Genomic DNA, 17,576 nt, shown 5'->3' with positions numbered 1-17,576 from the left:
TTGTCAATTCCACAAATCCGTACAGAAGCAATCGAAGCGGTAGGGCGAAAAATCTTGATGGAATATGATCCCTCTCTGCTATCCGGGCAACCATGTCCTGTGCCAATCGAAACCATTATCGAGACAAAGTTTGATCTAATCCTGGAGTTTCATACACTAAGAAAAAACCCCAAGATATTAGGGGAAACAATTTTCGATGACGGTGCCGTTGTTTTATATGACCAGATACAGAGACAGTATCGAATGATTGCAGTAAGATCCGGTACAATCTTAATTGATGAACGGCTTTGTGATCCATCAAAATTAGGGCGGCTCCGTTTTACCTGTGCCCATGAGCTGGCTCATTGGGTACTACATAAGAAGTTGTACTCCGGTACAGGAGATGTTGCTGCATATAACGGAAATGTTTCTTCCGATGAAAGTCATGGCATAATTGAGCGCCAGGCAGATACTCTGGCTTCTGCTCTGCTGATGCCTTTACCGCAGATCAAAAAATGTTTTTACCGACTTAGAATGGGTCGGACAGATGAACAGCTCATTGCTGAAATGGCAAACATTTTTGAGGTTTCCAAGCAAGCAATGCAGATTCGTCTAAAATCCAGGAACCTGATATAACCAAAGAGCGGGAATAGAGAGAGGTTCTCCCCTCTCTCTATCTCCTCCGCTATGCTATTTTGTACCTAATATGTTCGCAATATTGCGAACAAGGAGGAATATTCTATGAGGAAAGAAAGCACAACAATTCAAAAATGTAACAGCAGACTAACAGCTTTAGGGCTTAACAGCGACGCTGCGTTTCATAGAAGCAGGCTGATTCTAAAGATTTACCGGGATGTAGTCTGGGTTCTGAGTGAACGGGCAGAAGAATTGCAAGAAGCTGCTTGGATTATGGGAGAACAAGATATAGAGTCTGGCCTCTGCTATCTTGAAAATTTTGCACCAGATATTGAACTACAAGCCTTTGAAGAAAAAGTGTGCTGCCTTGTTCAAAATCAAATGCTGGTCAATATTATTGACCGTGCGCTCCTTCGTCTGAAACGGTATCCAGATCGAGGAGAACTTTACTATGAAATTTTGACTAAGCAATTCATCTATCGGTTCAACAGTACAGAGAAAGAATTGCTGGAAGAACTAAATATAGAGCGCAGCGTCTTTTATGACCGAAAACGAGAAGCTATCTATTTATTTTCTGTTTGCTTGTTTGGATATTCTATTCCAGAAGTCCTAGAGGAACTGCCCCGACTAAATCCCGACTAAATTCCGACAAATCCCCGACCTAATCCCTACTCCCTTCCGACTTCCGACCTGCTATACTTGGTATAGTGGCAGGAATGCGCTAAATTGAATACTTTTCTATATAAGGCCCGGCATTAACCGGGCTTTTTTCATTCCTGCTGTAATATGGCGGCAGGAACATGGCTGGAGGTGAAAACACTTCCGGCCTTTTTCTTTGCCCGGTATTAGGAGGCCGGTATGCGCTGGGAGGCGTACATAGCAAAATATCCATGACACCGTTCAAATTCACTGACTACCAAGAATTTGAACGGAGGAAAGGATATGACAAGAGTATTCATTTGGAAAAATAATAGCCCACAGGAATGGGAGGAAATCAGTTTTTCAGCGTTCAGTAAGGCACGCCGCAACGGTTGCTTTACTGGGCGCTTTTTTATTGAGACAACCGAAAATGTTGATGGTCACAACGAAAGAGTTATTACCGAGTGCTCACAAGCTCGTTATAAAACACATCGCCAAGAATTAGGAACTATCAATCAAGATGTGGTTCATACGAACTCTCCCCAAAGACACGATACCTATGTCTACTACTTTGCAGATGGATCGCGTTCTACGCTGGTTTTAGGAGCAGACGATACTTCCTGTGTCAATGGAGCTTGGATTGCCGAATTGCGAGAACTGGATCGCTTGGAATACAATAATCAACACACACAAACACGCCGTCACTGTTCTTTGGATGCTCAGGACCCTGAAGGAATGGGAGGGTACTATACAGGTGATGATATGGAACGCGTGCAGCTTGAATTGGAAGTAGAAGATTTTCTCACTTCACTTCCCAAAGACCTGGAACAAATTGCTCGCCTTTTGTGTGAGGGTTTTTCTGCCGCAGAAATTGCTCGTAAGCAAGGGGTCAATCGGTCCTCAATATGCAGAAAAATTAAGAAGATACAGGATGCCATGATGCACTATAATCCTTAAGCAACAAACCATCGAAAGCACAGCCCTGCCATTTTGGCAGGGCTATGCTACTTTTTGAATTAAATTTCGTAATCTGTGCAACAAACGGCCTCTGCCGTGGCCTACAAGTGAGAGGCACAAATGCCAGGGAAGGGTATTGGGTCCCTCAGTCTCTAAATTAACAGTAATAGGAGCGAACAGGCCATGAAACAAGAAACTGAAAATCGGCAACAGAGGCCGCAGATGATTTGCCTGTGTGCAACTTGTGCCAATGCTTTTTATAATGTGCCAACCATAAGGATTCAGCGTGTGGATCGCTATCAACTTGTAAAAGATACCTGTACTTATTGTGGGGTCCGCAATGGGTATGACTATATCATTACTCCTCGTAAATCGACACGCCACCATTCAGGAAATGAGGCGAGGTTATGAACAAGAAAGATGTCTGTGCAACCCAAATAGCCTATGTACGATTCACGGAAGATGATTTGGCGGATCTGGATAATCAAGTTCGTCGTGTAGGTGCGTCATCCAGAGGCGCATATATCCGCAGTTTAATTAAAGGAGTTCGTCCTGTTGAACTCCCTCCAGCAGACTATGTAGCTCTGATTGATGAATTGGCTAAACTTCGCCGCAGTATTGATACAATGGCAGCTCGCGCGGCAGACAACAAGGCGTCTGCGCTCAGCCCCGTCGAATACTATACATTATCCAGCCTTACGGCGTTGACACTTCAAAAGATCCGGCTTGCAGCATTACCACAACAGCATCACTTACCGGAGGATATGAGCCATGAATGAAACAATTATTGACCGCACTTATGTGTGCTTAAAGCTGATTGATATGCTCTACAAGAAGGGACTTATCAACGAAGCAACCTATTTTAATGTGAAACGAACCTATCAGAACAAGTAGTTTTTTTGCGCTGGGTTGTCAAGGATGTCAGCCCAGCGTCCATATCATTGCAGATTAAAGATTTTTTGAGTATTCTCGTTTTGTCAGAAGAAATCAGGAACACTAAAGGAGGAAGATGCTATGTACAATATGTCTCCGTACTCATTATCTCGATCTTTTCGGGACAAACCCTGTCGGGCAGTCATATATGGCCGTGCCTCAACAGAACACGAGGCCCAGGTCAAAGCCTTGCAAAATCAGATGCAGTGGTATGATGATGTTGCTCGATTTCATCCTCAATGGAATGTTATCAACCGCTACATCGACCAAGGCATTACCGGAACTCAGGTCTATAAGCGGGATGCCTTTATGCGGATGATGGAGGATGCCAAACAGCAAAAATTCGATTTGATTGTCACTCGCGAGGTCTGCCGCTTTGCCAGAAATACGGTAGATGCATTGGTCTGTGTTCGCCAACTCGCCGCCATAGGGATTGAAGTCTATTTTGTGAATGATAACATTTGGACGCTTGACGGTGATGGCGAGTTGCGGCTGACCATTATGGCTACTATGGCACAGGAAGAGAGCCGCAAAATCAGTGAACGCTCTCTTGCAGGACAACGGGTCAGCCGCGAAAAAGGAGTCCTCTATGGAAACGGGAACATTTTCGGATATACCAGGAACAAACTCACCAAGCAGTTTGAAATTGATCCCGATCAGGCGGAAACTGTAAAAATGATTTTTGACCTCTATGATTCCGGCATGGGAGAAACCTTAGTAGCAAAAGAGCTAACCCGCCTTGGACGCAAAAACGGAGTAGGTAAGGTCAAGTGGGATGCCGGAAAAATATCAAAGATCATCAAGCGAAAAAACTATCTGGGGTACACAGTTTACTGTCAGTCCTATTCCAATAACTATTTGGAGCAAAAGAGACTCAAGCGTGACGAGAGCGAGTTTGTCTATGTAAAAGGTGGCTTCCCTCAGATTATCTCGGAGGAACAGTACGAGCGGTGTAATGCCATTCGTCGCAGTAGGACCAAACGGCTGACTGATGAGAAAGGCCGTACACGGAGTTTTGGTATTCAGCAGGCTCAGAATGTGTGGGGCAGAAAAATGAGGTGTCGTTGTGGTTCTCCCATGCTTCGACATCGTTGGAGAACCAATAATGCAGGAAAGCCTATCTATGGATATGAATGCAAGCGACACCATGATACCCCCCGCATCCGCCTTCAGAATGAACAAGGCAATCCAACACCTATCTGTGAGATCAAGCCAGTTGGACAAAGCAAACTGGAACTGATGGCCTCCAAAATATTTGAGAGGGTATGGGGAGACCAAAGAGAAATCGTCCTCCAGACCTGCAAAATGCTGGATGCTTGCTACAAGCCAGACGCAGATCGTCGAGCAGATTTGATGAAAGCGAAAGATGATTCTATTCAGTTGCTCCAACAACAGCTGGATGACTTGGTTGTGGTCCGTGCCCGTGGAGAGATTGAGCAGGATAAGTTCCTCCAGCGGACCATAGAAATTCAGCAGCAGATGGAGGCCCTTCGTCAGAGCAAAGCTCAAATTGCTTCAGAGGACTACAATCCCGGACGCCTGGATATGGAAGCCATTGAAGCAGCGTTGTGCGAGGCAGTTGAAATGCATGACGGTCTGGTAAGCGAGGATTTCATTGATCTCTTTGTTTCACAGGTTACACCACTGTCTGATTCCCGCTTTGCCTGGTGCTTGGACTTTTCTCCGCAGCCCACAGTTGCCTTTCTGAATTTAGCCGGTCAGAGGAAGTACACGACCTGCTCTATGGATAGTAAATTACACTTTGGTCCTTTTGCTGATGAGGAGGGGCACACCATCCCTTTTCCGGGCAGCCTGCGTCGGTGAGCTGCCCGGACAGCTCTAATTCAAAATGTACATCGTTATATACACAAGGTATGTACGGCGCAGGCAGCGATTGCAGAGATGTAAATTACATGTCTAAAGGAATGTGACTACATTCAGTAACTTTAGACTACGTTAAATAATAAAAAAGAGGTATCCAATGAGAAATCATTGGGTATCTCTTTTTGCTTTTTTGGGAAAATGGGCTTAGATTACATGGCTTCAACAACTTTGAGTGGATTTTTAGCGATTGCAGGACTAGCAGCAACGTATAAAAGTGGACTTTTGATGATTTTGGTACTAAAAAAGGATGATAATTTCTTGGACGTGGTTTGAGAGTATTTTGCGTGTGAAAAGCTTGAAAATACAGGAAAAATAAAGTTTTGTGTGTTTTGGGATTGAAAATTAGTCGTTCTTTTTTCTATGGGTATACATGATAAAATGCGGAGCTGAACAGCAAAATATAGAAATTTGCTGTTCAGTCCTGTTTATTCTTTACTTAAATCTAATATTTGTTCATCAATCTAAGCGGTTTACACAGAATGATTTAGAATATTTCTTTCTTATTTATAATAACTGGCGAGGTTAAATAATTTAAGAAAAGGAAAAAGTTTTTTCTGCGGGTTACCGCACATAGCTTGTCGGATGAAGAAATACTGGTTTGTAAAAATTAAGTACTTCATCAATGAAATTAATTACTTTCTGTTTCATATTTCTCATCTCCTTTTGTTTTTCTGAAGTAATCATAACCCCAAATAGGATATATTGCTTGCCAAATTAATTTTAAAAGTGGACAAAAATTGCAAGATAAAGAAATATGTGCAGGTATGACTTTTTAGTAATGCTACGATTCAATACTGTTTCGATACTCAGAAGGAGAAATACCCTTCAATTTTTTGAATGTTCTGCTAAAATATAATGGATTATCATATCCAACAATACTGGCTACTTCTGTGATATTATATATATTGTTTTTTAACAGGGCTTCTGCGTTATATATTCGAATGGATAATATATATTGTAAAGGAGTAAATCCTGTGTATTTCTTGAAGTTACGAATAAACCAACTTGTACTCATATTGTGGCTTTGTGCGTACTTTTCAATGTTTATCTCTTGGTTATAATGTTCGTTAAAATAGAGTGTTGCAGAGTCCATGTCTTCTGCAATCTGGCTGTTACCCGTTTTTGAACTTGTCTGAAAATGTCTGTGTGTCATGATAAATATTTCTCTTAAATGCATTTCTAATATTTCATCATAATGTTCCCGGCACATTTGAAGTTCTTGAATCATTGTTTTAAAGTGATTCTGATATTCTAATCTCTTACCACAGTAATATACATGTTTGCCTTTTGTGAAACCGTAATAGCGAAGGATGTTCGTTACATCGTTTCCTGTAAAGTGAACCCAGTATACTTCGGTTTGATCTTCGCCATAGTACTCATACTTTTGCGGCTCTTTTGGTCTGTAAAGAACTATATGACCGGCTGTAACAATCTCTTCTTTTTGGCTGAAATGAAAGTGGGCTTTTCCAGATGCAATGTACAGTAGCTGAAAGTCACGACGACCACGTGGTCGCCAGGTTGGTAATTTAGGGCGGGTAAACAAGTGATAGGTACCGCAACTGGTTACAATTAATGGTTTCGATTTATCTTTTATGTCCATAGTTGTATTGTTTAGGTAGGCATTGTTGGTGTACATATTTACTTTATCCCTCCCATTTTTCTGACTTGGTTCATTTTTTTGATGTACACTTTGATGAAAAAAACAGATAAAACTTATGTTATTTTAGAAATTGTATCATTTTGTTCATGTTTTGTCAAATTCTTGATATGTATTTTTCAGAGTCGATTTAGTATAATTTCTTACATAAGAAAGACATGATTTGCAACGGCGAGGTTACACATTTATCAAAAGAAAAGGAGATTGTTATTATGGAGCAAAAAAGCTACCTAAAAATGCGAAACATTGTCGGATATGGAACAGGTGATATTGCAGGTAATGTGGTTTATGCATTTTTATCATCGTTTGTAATGATTTATCTGACAAACACGGTAGGATTAAATGCGGGTATTGTAGGAACATTGATTGCAGTATCAAAGCTGTTTGATGGAATCTCAGATGTATTCTTTGGTTCAATGATTGATAAGACAAAGAGCAAAATGGGTAAAGCAAGACCGTGGATGTTCTGGGGCTTCTTCGGATGTGCAATCACATTATTCGGAGTATTTGCAATCCCTACTAATATTGGAAAAACAGCACAGTATGCTTGGTTCTTTATTGCGTATACATTATTGAATGCTGTGTTTTATACGGCTAACAATATAGCATATTCGGCACTTACAGCACTTGTAACAAAAAACAGTAAAGAACGAGTGCAGATGGGGTCTTTCAGATTCATCTTTGCATTTACTACAAGCTTATTTATTCAGACAATTACAGTAAGTGCGGTTGATGTATTAGGTGGTGGAGCAGTAGGCTGGAGAAACATAGCTATTATTTACTGTATTTTAGGTGTTATTACAAATACTCTTGCAGTATTTTCTGTAAAAGAACTTCCGGAAGAAGAACTGAAGGACTGTGAAGATGCAGAGGAAAAAAAGGATGACAAACTTACTTTAATTCAGTCGGCAAAGTTACTGTTCAGCAATAAGTATTACTTAATGATTTGTGGGGTATATATTCTTCAGCAGTTATATGGAGCAATGATTAACATTGGAATCTATTTTATGACATATGTGCTTCTTAATAAAAATTTGTTTGGAGCATTCTCCTGGGCAGTAAATATTCCGTTAATTATAGCATTGGTGTTTACACCTAATTTGGTTTCCAGATGGAAGGGAATGTATAAACTCAATAAGTACAGCTATATGGTAGCAACAGCAGGTCGTTTGCTGGTAGTTGTAGCAGGATACATGGGAAGTATACCGTTGATGTTACTCTTTACAGCAATCGCAGCTTTAGGACAGGGACCTTGGCAGGGCGACATGAATGCGGTTATTGCATCTTGCTCAGAACATACATATTTAAAGACCGGAAAAAGAGTAGATGGAATCATGTATTCATGCACTTCATTAGGTGTAAAACTTGGCGGTGGTCTTGGTACAGCAATTGCAGGTTGGCTGCTCGAAATGAGTGGATTTATCAATGGTGATGCTGCGGTACAGCCAGACAGTTGTATTAATATGATGTATTTTATGTACCTCTGGCTTCCGTTCATTTTTGATTTGGTTATTACAATCATTCTTTCATTTATGAATGTGGAAGAGGCTAATGAAAAATTGAAAGCAGAAAGACAGTAAATAAAAATGGCCTCTAGAGTAAAAGCTTTAGAGGCTATTTCAGAAAGCGAGGAATATTATGCAGGCAGATATTAAATGGTTAGATAATCCGGAAGTGTTTCGTGTAAATCAGATAGAGGCTCATAGTGATCATAATTATTATCTGAATTATGAGGAGTTCAAGAGCGGTAAGAATAAACTGATGCAATCATTAAATGGCGAATGGGATTTTAAATTCAGCATCAATGTTATGGAAAGACCGATGAATTTTTATCAGACAGATTATGATAGAAGTGGTTTTGACAAGATTTTAGTTCCCGGTCACATTGAGCTTGCCGGTTATGATCAGATTCGGTATATCAATACGCTGTATCCTTGGGAGGGGAAAAGATACCTTAGAGGTGCACATAGCATAGATGGTGCTGGTGATGGAGCTGGAATGTTCAGCAAAGCAGAGTATAATCCGGTAGGCTCTTATGTAAAACACTTTGATCTTGATGAGAATCTGGTTGGTAAAAGAATCCATATTTGCTTTGAAGGTGTGGAAGAGGCAATGTATGTCTGGTTAAATGGGGAATTTATCGGATATGCAGAGGACAGTTTTACACCATCGGAGTTTGATTTGACCCCATATATTAAAGCAAAAAATAATGTGCTTGCGGTACAGGTTCACAAGATGAGCACAGCAGCTTTTTTAGAGGATCAAGATTTCTTCCGCTTCTTTGGTATTTTTAGAAATGTGACATTGAAGGCGATTCCGGATGTTCATGTACAGGATATGTGGATTAAACCTACTTTGAACGAGGATAATACAAGTGGTGCAATTAGAGTAGATGTAAAGATTTCTGCTGTAAAGGTAGGAGAAAAGAGTGCAAAATTTATACTTGCTGACAAGAGCGGAAATAAACTTTTATGTAAAGATATCGCTTTAGAAGATACCGCAGGTATAGTACAAGGCTCTATGATGGCAGAAGTAGAAAAAGTAATTCCTTGGGATAATCGCAGCCCTTATCTTTATGAGGCATTTATTGAAGTTTATGAGAATGGACAGCTTGCAGAGGTTGTATTTTACAGAGTTGGGTTTAGAAGACTTGAGATTATTGATAAGGTAATGTACTTAAATGGAAAGAGATTGATTCTGACAGGTGTGAACAGGCATGAGTGGAATGCGAAAACCGGACGGGTGATCGGAATGGACGAGATGATTTCTGATATGAAATGTGTGAAAGGGAATAATATCAATGCAGTGAGGACATGCCATTATCCGGATCAGATTCCTTGGTACTATATGTGTGACGAAGAAGGAATTTATTTAATGTCAGAAACAAATCTTGAAAGTCATGGCTCATTTCAAAAACTGGGAGCCATTGAGCCATCCTGTAATGTACCGGGTTCTATTCCGCAGTGGAAAGAAGCGGTTATTGACAGAGCAAGAAATAACTTTGAAACATTTAAAAATCATACATCGGTTTTGTTCTGGTCTTTGGGAAATGAGTCATATGCCGGAGATAATATTGAGGCGATGAATCAATATTTTAAAGATAAGAAGGATGGAAGATTAGTTCACTATGAAAGTTCTTACTACAACAGGGCGTATGAAGATACCATTTCTGATATAGAAAGCCGTATGTATGCAAAAACGGCTGATGTTGAAGAGTACCTGATTAACAGTGCTAAAAAACCGTATATCTTATGTGAGTTTATGCATGATATGGGAAATTCTATGGGTGGTCTTGGTTCTTATATGGAGCTGATCGATAAATATGAAATGTATCAGGGTGGTTTTATCTGGGACTTCATTGACCAGGCAATTTTAGTAGAAGATGAGGTTACAGGGAAAGAAGTACTAAGGTATGGCGGAGATTTTGATGACAGACCGGCAGACTATGAATTTTCAGGAAACGGAATTCTATTTGCTGACAGAAAAGAAAAACCGGCAATGCAGGAAGTGAGGTATTACTATGGGTTGTACATTTAAAACATTGAGAGTAGTATATGGAGATTTTACACTTGGTGTTCATGGGGAAGGATTTGATTACATTTTTTCTTATGCACAGGGGGGTCTGGAATCCCTTATGAAAAATGGATATGAGTGGCTTTATCGCTGTCCGAAACCGACTTTCTGGAGAGCAACCACGGATAATGATAGAGGCAGTAAGTTCCATATTAAGAGCGGAAGCTGGCTTGCAGCAGATATGTTTATTGAATGTAAAGATGTTGAAGTAATTACCGATGGTAAATCTCAGGGAAAGCCCTGTGCTCCGGAAAACAACAAGTATGGCGGTGATGTATTTGCCGAGAATGTAATTGTAAAATATGTATATGAAACGATAACAACACCTGCTACAACGGTTGAGGTGGTATATAGTGTGGATAACAAGGGAAAGATTGCTGTAAATGTTTCCTATAAAGGAGCAAAGGGCTTGCCGCAGCTTCCGGTATTTGGACTTCGTTTCATTATGCCAACACTTGCAGACAAATATACATATGAAGGACTTTCTGGAGAAACTTATCCGGATCGAATGGCGGGAGCTGAGAAGGGAATCTTTGAGATAGACGATATAAGCCTTACAAATTATCTTGTTCCGCAGGAATGTGGAATGAGAATGGGTACAGAGTGGCTGGAGGTAACAAGGCATACAAGCCTTAATAACTGTAGAAAAGGAAATTCCAATCAGATTCTTAGAATAGAGAAGAAAGACAAAGGGTTCGCATTTTCCTGTCTGCCTTATACAGCTAGTGAGATTGAAAATGCAACTCATCATGAAGAACTTCCGCCGGCAAGAAGAACTGTGCTTTGTATTTATGGAGCGGTAAGAGGTGTAGGCGGAATTGACAGTTGGGGCAGTGATGTGGAAGAGGCTTATCATATTAGTGCAGAGGACGATATAAAATATTCTTTTGTGATTTGTTAAAAAAGAAATGCCTGCTTTAGCATCATAACTACATTGGATGGTAGCATTTATAGTAGTCCTTATAGAAAAACATAACATATTTTAAGTAACTGATAAGTTTTTTCATGGTTATATACCTCCTTTTCTGTTTCCATTATATATAAGAGTGAATTGGAATTCGTGTCATAATAGAATAATATGTGGACAAAAATTGCAACAGGAGTGATTTGATTGATATTAACATACGAAAATAGAAATACGGAAATATCATATGAACGCAAGAAATCTATCCATGTTCCACCACACTTACATGATGCAATAGAAATGGTTTTTGTGACAGAGGGAAGTGTTGAACTAGGAGTTGGAAAGGAATTATATCATTTGGAAAAGGGAGATTTTGGAATTGTTTTTCCAAATGTAATTCATCATTATCAGGTATTTGGAAGTGGAAGAAACAGAGCAATCTATTTGTTCGCAAACCCTACATTTTTTTCATCCTATATTGAAGAATTGCAGAGCAACTGTCCGAGAATCCCGATTATAAAAAAAGATAATATTTCTCCTGATATAGAATATGTTATCAATCAACTGATCAAACAAGAAAAATATAATGGGAGATTGGAAAAGGCATATATGCAAGTGATTTTGGCTCATGTCTTTACAGATATGGAAATTATTCCAAGGGAATCTTCCGGAAAAGATGATGTTATTTATAATGCTGTCGAATATGTTGCAAAGAACTTTAGGGATGAGATTACATTAGAAAAAATGGCTTACGAGTTGTGTGTGAGCAAATATGTATTATCCAGAATGTTTGCAAAGACATTTCACTGTAATTTTAGTAAATATGTCAATGGCATCCGTTTGAATTATGCTCAAGCTTTGTTACAGGATTCAAAGGAATCTATTATAAATATTGCATTGGATTGCGGTTTTGAAAGCCAAAGAACTTTTAATAGAGTATTCAGGGAACGATATAAAATGACTCCGAGAGAATTCCGCAATAGGGCAATGAAGTTACGTGCTGGAGAAGATGGATATGATTGATATACAATAAAATTTTTGAATTTGTGTCGTAGGAGTTGCCAATAGGAAAGGAGAGAAGAAAAATGATTGAACTTTTAAAAATGACTATAAATAAACAAAAAAATATTGCACTCATAGCTCATGATGGAAAAAAGCAAGATATGATTCGCTGGTGTCACAATAATAAAGAAACTTTAAAGAAACATCGTTTGTCTGGTACTGGAACTACTGCGAGAATGATTACAGATCAGGTAGGGTTGAGTGTAAAAGGCTATAACAGTGGTCCGTTAGGCGGGGATCAACAGATCGGTGCTAAAATTGTTGAGGGAAGTATTGATATAGTCATTTTCTTTTCTGATCCTTTGGCTGCACAGCCACATGATCCGGATGTAAAGGCTCTTTTACGAATAGCACAGGTATATGATATTCCGATTGCCAATAATATTGCAACGGCTGATTTCTTAATCCATTCCGCTCTCATGGATGAGGAGTATGTTCATCAAGTAGAGAATTTTAAGAAAACAGTTGAGAATAGAGCGGAGGCATTAGGGAAAAACTGATTCATTCAAGCAATTTTTGACAAAAATACAGTAAAATATATGTGTCAAATGAAAGGCTGGATAACTATGAATCAAGTGTCCTTTATTGAAGTGGAATACTCCAAATGAAATCTTCACAGTTACTATTGTTGCGTCATTCCTATTGATTTTTCTATTTCAAGGTAGTATCGGAGATTTTAGCCTTTCAGATAATGTTACTTTTAATTTGATTAGTGCTGCTACGATTAGTACTTTTTATCTCTTTGACATTGAAACGAAAGATTTAATGTAAGAGATAATGTGAAGTGAGGAAAATATAAACAATAGGGAAGGTGTAAGTGATGGTGATGGAAAATCGAAAATGGATTAGTTGTCCGATTTGTGGAAATAAAACAAGACTTAAAATACGACAAGATACGATTTTAAAGAACTTTCCACTTTATTGTCCAAAATGCAAATTGGAAGGTTTGATAGAAGTGGAAGAATTAAATGTAAAAGTCATCAAAGAGCCAGACGCATAGACGCAGAGCCGATGAATTTGTGGTAAATCACAGTTCATCGGCTTTTTTAAATAGAAAATCAATAAAATCATAAGGAGTTAGTTGTTCTCTTGTAGCGAAGAATGGTCTTGGATTACAGAGGATAACGGACAGAAATACTGCTACTATTTCAATCCGGTATCAGATGGAACAAGAGGAAAGTTATATGTGAATATGACAACTCCTGACGGATACCATGTGGATGAACTGGGACGTTGGGTTCCGTGATTAAAATGGAATTTCGGAGCGAATCAGTAAAACGAGAAAGGATTTCCTGATAAAGGGCAGTCCATATGAAAAAAGTAATTTGATTGTCGCAGAGGGGCATGACTGAAAGGTTATGCTCCTCTGTCTTTTAACTGCTGATTTCCAGTGAGTGATATTTTGCAGAGCGACGGTTCTGATGAGGATCCAGATTTATAAAAAAGAAGTAAATGGTCATTGAGAATCCTTTATATGAGGGGGAAAAGCCTAAATCTGTAAATAAAGATAATATTTCCTGCGAAAAATGAGTTGTGAAAACGAAAAAATAATAGTACAATGAATGTCAGCTTTAGAGATGCGAAACACATGAAAAGGAGATTTGGATGGAGCAGGAGATAATAAGAACACGAGACAGGGGGATGGGGCGTGAACTGGCGATTTCCGGGCTATTTGCTGCTTTGATTGCAGCGGGGGCCTTTATTAAGATCACAATACCGGTACAGCCGTTTCCTATGCATTTTACTCTGCAGTGGTTCTTTGTACTGATGGCAGGTTTTTTGCTGGGCTCCAGAGTAGCGGCAGCCAGTGTAGGAACTTATCTTTTGATCGGTTTGTTAGGGGTTCCTGTTTTTGCTGCAGGAGGCGGGCCGGCGTATCTGCTTCGTCCCACCTTTGGTTTTTTGCTTGGTTTTCTCCTGGCAGCCTGGGTCATAGGAAAGATTTGTGAATGGATGAAGCCGGTGAAAATGACCCGGATGATGATTCCTGCAGCAGCAGGTTTGGCTGTGTATTATGGAGCCGGGATTCTGTATTTTTATTTTATCAGCAATTATGTGATTTCTATGCCTATAGGCTGGAAAGCTGTTTTGATTAATTGCTGTCTGCTTACAATCGGAGAGGATTTTGTGCTTTGCATCCTTGCAGCGGCCACTGCTATGAAAATGCGTCCGGCTGTGCTTCGGATGATGGACTAGAGGCTATGCATTCAGCTGCAGTGCCTCTAATTTTTTTCGATCAAGAAGAACAATGGTTCCGCGGGAAAGGCGAACCATTCCTTCACTCTGGAAGTAGCGAAGCATCCGGGTAATAACTTCACGGTGGGAACCCAGGTGGTTGGCAATGATCTCATGAGTAATTTTCAGCTCATTAGAGTCTTCGATGGCAGATTCTTCCAGAAGAAAAGCGGCTACGCGTTTATCCAGGCTTTTCCAGAGGATCTGCTCGATGAGCCACATGACGTCAGAAAAGCGAGTAGCCATAAGCTCGTTGGTATAGTTTGCTACAGGCGCAGATTCTTCCATAATGCTTTTATATATTTCTGCAGGAATGACCCAGAGCTCTGTATCTTTTTCCGCTTCAATGGTGATCTCAAACTGAATAGAGCGCATGATGCAGGAGGCAGAGAAGAGACACATATCTTGTTCAAACAGACGGTAAATGGTGATCTCCCGTCCTTCGTCGGACAGAATGTATGCCCGAAGAAGACCGGACTTTATGAGAAGCAGACCTGTGCAGTCCATACTGCCATTGTGGATGATGGTGCCTTTTTCTGCTTTTCGTGAAATCAGGCTTCCCAGTATTCGATTTTGCTGCAGAGCAGTCAGCTTGTTCCATATGGGAAAGTAGTCTTGAAAATCCATGTTCCCCTCCTAACTGTTTTACATAGTAGTTTTTATTTAGTATAGGTTATTTGTATCAATGCGTCAATTCCATTCTTGACAGATTCCTATATGAAAAGTATACTGGAAATAGAAAGTAAAAAAAATATTTGCACGGAAATACGCAGGATATATCTGATTTTTCTGAAAATTGAAAAGATATGCTGCGAATGAGGACGAAAGGAGAAGGTTATGAAGACTAAGTTTTATATTTGTCGCCGCTGTGGAAACCTGGTTGGCATGGTTCATGATTCAGGCGTTCCTATGATTTGCTGTGGCGAGAAGATGGAAGCCCTGGTTCCTAACACAGTTGAAGCCAGCGGCGAGAAGCATCTGCCAGTGGCTGTTATGGATGGAAATGTGCTTCGTGTTCATGTGGGAAGTGTGGATCATCCAATGCTTCCGGAACACTTTATTGAGTGGGTTTATGTACAGACAGATCAGGGCGGCCAGAGAAAGGCCTTAAAGCCCGGTGATGCGCCTGAGGTTTCTTTCTGTCTGGGTGATGATAAGGCAGCTGCAGTTTATGCGTACTGCAATCTTCATGGTCTCTGGATGACTGAGTTATGATGATTGATGCCGGATGCCTGTCTGATGGCATTCAGCAGTAAAAGGATAAAGTGAGGGTTTTATTCTGTAGGGGAAATCCGGAAAGAATCTTGTAATTTGTTGATTCTTTCCGGATTTTTTTGTGCATTTTTCTGTCTGCAGAGGGGCGCTTTTCCCTATGGTGATATTGTCACAGAAAGAGAAGGATTTTTTCGCTATACTTTATCCATAAAGAAACAGGGAATGCAGAAATAAAATTTTAGCGTACCCGGGAAGGAGAATTTATTTGATGCAGTATACCATTGCATTTTTAGAAGGAATGATTACGTTTATTTCCCCCTGCCTGCTGCCGATGCTTCCTATTTATCTTTCTTATTTTGCAGGCGGTGGAGAGAGGACTACTGGAAAAACAATAACGGGTGCGCTGGGGGTTGTAACGGGATTTACTGTGGTGTTTGTAACGCTTGGAGGGCTGGCCGGTACCATAGGAAGTTTTTTGAGACAGTATCAGACAGCGGTTCAGATTGTTTCCGGTCTTGTGGTAATTGTTTTCGGATTGAATTTTCTTGGAGTATTCCGGTTGAATCTGTTTCATGGAAGCCGTCATTCTGTTGATACAGACAATATGAGCTTTTTTTCAGCAATGGTTTTTGGTATGGTTTTTTCCATCGGCTGGACTCCCTGCGTAGGAGCTTTCCTTGGTTCAGCTTTGATGCTGGCATCTCAGCAGGGCCATGTGGCAGAAGGTATGATGATGCTGTTAGCCTATTCGCTGGGACTTGGAATTCCCTTTCTTTTCAGCGCGGTAATGATTGACTATTTAAAAACAGCATTTCTGTGGATTAAGAAGCATTACGGAATAATCAATACAGTCAGCGGTCTGTTTCTGGTGGTGGTTGGCATTTTTATGGTAACAGGAACTTTGGGGCGGCTTTTGGTACTGCTCAGCTAAGGAGGAATTATGAAACAGAAAAAAACATTATTATGGATGGTTCTGGCTTTTATTATTTTAATTGGAGGCGCCTCTGTTCTCTATGGAAAGCTTGGGAAGGCTCAGGCAAGGGAGCAGCTGGCTGTAATATCAGAGGAGCAGTTCTTGGCAGAACAGCCGGCAAAGACAGATTCTGCAGAGCAAAAGGAACCGGCAGAGGTTCCGTCGGAACAGGAAAGCATTGCGGAATTTTCTGAAAAACAGGAAGAGGCTGCTGAGCCTTCTGCGTCAGAAGAGTCTTCAGAAGCAGAACGCATGAAAGCGCCGGATTTTCATGAAAAGTATTTGGAATCAGGAGAAGAGATTCAGTTCCTGATGATCAATATGACAGATGGTTCCAGAGAAACAAAGGAAACTGCAGTTGGATTTATAGAAAAGAAGCAGTATGAATTTCCTGTATTTTTTGATACAGAGTTTGATGCTGCCATGGCATTTGGGGCATATTCTCTTCCTACAACCTTTTTCCTGGATAAGGATGGTTATGTGATTGCTCACGCTGCCGGGGCGATTGACGGAAAAACTCTGCAGAAGGGAATCGATTTAATAGCGCCCTGAAAAAGGCTGGATTCTGGTAAATGCCAGTTCGGGTTCTGCATAAGGATATACAAAGTACCTTTATATTCATTGTTTGGATTGTATTACAAGATCAATGAATGGAAGATAGCGTTTGTCTGAAAAGTAGGGACAGCCAGAAAAATGTCTGGGAATGAGATATCATCCATGCTTTCTTCTGCACCTTAAAAAGGATTAGCCAATATTTGGGGTATCAATAGGTATTTGGCATGTTCACCTTATAGGGTAGATTTTAACATAAAACCAGGCGTGGATTTTGCATTTTGAGGAGAAATAGTTGATTCCTGCACAAAATCAGACTTGAATTTTGCATTTTCAGAAGAAAAAGCCGATTTCTGCCGCGTGGGAATGCCGAAATA

General features: G+C 40.2%; 19 protein-coding genes. 17 read left to right on the top strand and 2 right to left on the bottom strand.

What is annotated here, in order from left to right; genetic code table 11:
• The 6 genes from ACESON_RS07770 to ACESON_RS07745 all read left to right on the top strand — a co-directional run bounded on the left by ACESON_RS07770 (position 1) and on the right by ACESON_RS07745 (position 4,968).
• Positions 1-615: an ImmA/IrrE family metallo-endopeptidase gene (locus ACESON_RS07770; RefSeq protein ID WP_227130135.1), complete on the top strand. Its 615-nt coding sequence runs from the start codon at positions 1-3 to the stop codon at positions 613-615.
• A 105-nt stretch (positions 616-720) separates the two neighbouring features.
• Positions 721-1,257 (top strand): hypothetical protein, encoded by a 537-nt coding sequence (locus ACESON_RS07765; protein ID WP_373109158.1) that lies wholly within the window; start codon positions 721-723, stop codon positions 1,255-1,257.
• A 300-nt stretch (positions 1,258-1,557) separates the two neighbouring features.
• Entirely contained in the window at positions 1,558-2,211 is a 654-nt protein-coding gene (locus tag ACESON_RS07760) for a helix-turn-helix domain containing protein (protein WP_057571414.1), read from the top strand.
• A gap of 407 nt (positions 2,212-2,618) precedes the next feature.
• Positions 2,619-2,990 carry a hypothetical protein gene (locus ACESON_RS07755; RefSeq protein ID WP_154250682.1) on the top strand — a complete coding sequence of 124 codons (372 nt, stop codon included), beginning with the start codon at positions 2,619-2,621 and terminating at the stop codon, positions 2,988-2,990.
• Entirely contained in the window at positions 2,983-3,105 is a 123-nt protein-coding gene (locus ACESON_RS07750) for a hypothetical protein (protein WP_256318028.1), read from the top strand. Before ACESON_RS07755 ends, ACESON_RS07750 begins: the two co-directional genes overlap by 8 nt.
• Before the next feature lie 120 nt (positions 3,106-3,225).
• Positions 3,226-4,968: a recombinase family protein gene (locus ACESON_RS07745; protein ID WP_373109155.1), complete on the top strand. Its 1,743-nt coding sequence runs from the start codon at positions 3,226-3,228 to the stop codon at positions 4,966-4,968.
• Positions 4,969-5,809: 841 nt separating this feature from the next.
• On the opposite strand, the gene ACESON_RS07740 is transcribed toward ACESON_RS07745, so the two are convergent.
• Positions 5,810-6,664: a helix-turn-helix domain-containing protein gene (locus tag ACESON_RS07740; protein ID WP_177958408.1), complete on the bottom strand. Its 855-nt coding sequence runs from the start codon at positions 6,662-6,664 to the stop codon at positions 5,810-5,812.
• Between the two features lie 233 nt (positions 6,665-6,897).
• Here ACESON_RS07740 and ACESON_RS07735 point away from each other — a divergent pair, with 233 nt between their 5' ends.
• The 8 genes from ACESON_RS07735 to ACESON_RS07700 all read left to right on the top strand — a co-directional run bounded on the left by ACESON_RS07735 (position 6,898) and on the right by ACESON_RS07700 (position 14,420).
• Complete coding sequence (locus ACESON_RS07735; protein ID WP_373109154.1) at positions 6,898-8,265, top strand: MFS transporter; 1,368 nt, start codon at positions 6,898-6,900, stop codon at positions 8,263-8,265.
• 58 nt (positions 8,266-8,323) lie between these two features.
• Complete coding sequence (locus tag ACESON_RS07730) at positions 8,324-10,222, top strand: glycoside hydrolase family 2 TIM barrel-domain containing protein (RefSeq protein WP_373109153.1); 1,899 nt, start codon at positions 8,324-8,326, stop codon at positions 10,220-10,222.
• Positions 10,206-11,159: a beta-galactosidase small subunit gene (locus ACESON_RS07725; RefSeq protein WP_373109151.1), complete on the top strand. Its 954-nt coding sequence runs from the start codon at positions 10,206-10,208 to the stop codon at positions 11,157-11,159. Before ACESON_RS07730 ends, ACESON_RS07725 begins: the two co-directional genes overlap by 17 nt.
• 210 nt (positions 11,160-11,369) lie before the next feature.
• Positions 11,370-12,185, top strand: a complete 816-nt coding sequence (locus ACESON_RS07720) for a helix-turn-helix domain-containing protein (protein ID WP_177958412.1) — start codon at positions 11,370-11,372, stop codon at positions 12,183-12,185.
• Between the two features lie 65 nt (positions 12,186-12,250).
• A complete protein-coding gene (locus ACESON_RS07715; protein WP_373109304.1) occupies positions 12,251-12,724 on the top strand; it encodes a methylglyoxal synthase in 474 nt (157 codons plus the stop codon).
• A gap of 326 nt (positions 12,725-13,050) precedes the next feature.
• A complete protein-coding gene (locus ACESON_RS07710; protein ID WP_373109302.1) occupies positions 13,051-13,224 on the top strand; it encodes a cysteine-rich KTR domain-containing protein in 174 nt (57 codons plus the stop codon).
• Positions 13,225-13,305: 81 nt separating this feature from the next.
• Positions 13,306-13,470: a hypothetical protein gene (locus ACESON_RS07705; protein ID WP_373109149.1), complete on the top strand. Its 165-nt coding sequence runs from the start codon at positions 13,306-13,308 to the stop codon at positions 13,468-13,470.
• A gap of 359 nt (positions 13,471-13,829) precedes the next feature.
• Positions 13,830-14,420 carry a biotin transporter BioY gene (locus ACESON_RS07700; protein WP_373109147.1) on the top strand — a complete coding sequence of 197 codons (591 nt, stop codon included), beginning with the start codon at positions 13,830-13,832 and terminating at the stop codon, positions 14,418-14,420.
• Between the two features lie 3 nt (positions 14,421-14,423).
• On the opposite strand, the gene ACESON_RS07695 is transcribed toward ACESON_RS07700, so the two are convergent.
• On the bottom strand, positions 14,424-15,086 hold the full coding sequence (locus ACESON_RS07695; RefSeq protein WP_373109145.1) for a Crp/Fnr family transcriptional regulator: 663 nt from the start codon (positions 15,084-15,086) through the stop codon (positions 14,424-14,426).
• A gap of 210 nt (positions 15,087-15,296) precedes the next feature.
• Here ACESON_RS07695 and ACESON_RS07690 point away from each other — a divergent pair, with 210 nt between their 5' ends.
• From ACESON_RS07690 to ACESON_RS07680, 3 genes are all read left to right on the top strand, one after another.
• On the top strand, positions 15,297-15,674 hold the full coding sequence (locus tag ACESON_RS07690) for a desulfoferrodoxin family protein (protein WP_177958416.1): 378 nt from the start codon (positions 15,297-15,299) through the stop codon (positions 15,672-15,674).
• A 268-nt stretch (positions 15,675-15,942) separates the two neighbouring features.
• The gene (locus ACESON_RS07685; RefSeq protein ID WP_373109300.1) at positions 15,943-16,605 is read left to right on the top strand and encodes a cytochrome c biogenesis CcdA family protein; all 663 of its coding nucleotides are present in this window, start codon (positions 15,943-15,945) and stop codon (positions 16,603-16,605) included.
• Positions 16,606-16,614: 9 nt separating this feature from the next.
• Positions 16,615-17,199 (top strand): TlpA family protein disulfide reductase, encoded by a 585-nt coding sequence (locus ACESON_RS07680; RefSeq protein WP_373109144.1) that lies wholly within the window; start codon positions 16,615-16,617, stop codon positions 17,197-17,199.
• Positions 17,200-17,576: the final 377 nt, after the last annotated feature.

Source organism: Lachnoclostridium sp. Marseille-P6806 (assembly GCF_964238185.1).
Lineage (GTDB): Bacteria > Bacillota > Clostridia > Lachnospirales > Lachnospiraceae > Brotaphodocola.
The sequence above is the reverse complement of the archived record's forward strand: the minus strand, read 5'-3'. Positions and strand labels throughout refer to the sequence as shown.

Coding starts and splice junctions, on each gene's coding strand:
- ACESON_RS07765 (WP_373109158.1), top strand. CDS start 721: ATGAGGAAAGAAAGCACAACAATTCAAAAATGTAACAGCAGACTAACA.
- ACESON_RS07760 (WP_057571414.1), top strand. CDS start 1,558: ATGACAAGAGTATTCATTTGGAAAAATAATAGCCCACAGGAATGGGAG.
- ACESON_RS07755 (WP_154250682.1), top strand. CDS start 2,619: ATGAACAAGAAAGATGTCTGTGCAACCCAAATAGCCTATGTACGATTC.
- ACESON_RS07750 (WP_256318028.1), top strand. CDS start 2,983: ATGAATGAAACAATTATTGACCGCACTTATGTGTGCTTAAAGCTGATT.
- ACESON_RS07745 (WP_373109155.1), top strand. CDS start 3,226: ATGTACAATATGTCTCCGTACTCATTATCTCGATCTTTTCGGGACAAA.
- ACESON_RS07740 (WP_177958408.1), bottom strand. CDS start 6,664: ATGTACACCAACAATGCCTACCTAAACAATACAACTATGGACATAAAA.
- ACESON_RS07735 (WP_373109154.1), top strand. CDS start 6,898: ATGGAGCAAAAAAGCTACCTAAAAATGCGAAACATTGTCGGATATGGA.
- ACESON_RS07730 (WP_373109153.1), top strand. CDS start 8,324: ATGCAGGCAGATATTAAATGGTTAGATAATCCGGAAGTGTTTCGTGTA.
- ACESON_RS07725 (WP_373109151.1), top strand. CDS start 10,206: ATGGGTTGTACATTTAAAACATTGAGAGTAGTATATGGAGATTTTACA.
- ACESON_RS07710 (WP_373109302.1), top strand. CDS start 13,051: ATGGAAAATCGAAAATGGATTAGTTGTCCGATTTGTGGAAATAAAACA.
- ACESON_RS07700 (WP_373109147.1), top strand. CDS start 13,830: ATGGAGCAGGAGATAATAAGAACACGAGACAGGGGGATGGGGCGTGAA.
- ACESON_RS07695 (WP_373109145.1), bottom strand. CDS start 15,086: ATGGATTTTCAAGACTACTTTCCCATATGGAACAAGCTGACTGCTCTG.
- ACESON_RS07690 (WP_177958416.1), top strand. CDS start 15,297: ATGAAGACTAAGTTTTATATTTGTCGCCGCTGTGGAAACCTGGTTGGC.
- ACESON_RS07685 (WP_373109300.1), top strand. CDS start 15,943: ATGCAGTATACCATTGCATTTTTAGAAGGAATGATTACGTTTATTTCC.
- ACESON_RS07680 (WP_373109144.1), top strand. CDS start 16,615: ATGAAACAGAAAAAAACATTATTATGGATGGTTCTGGCTTTTATTATT.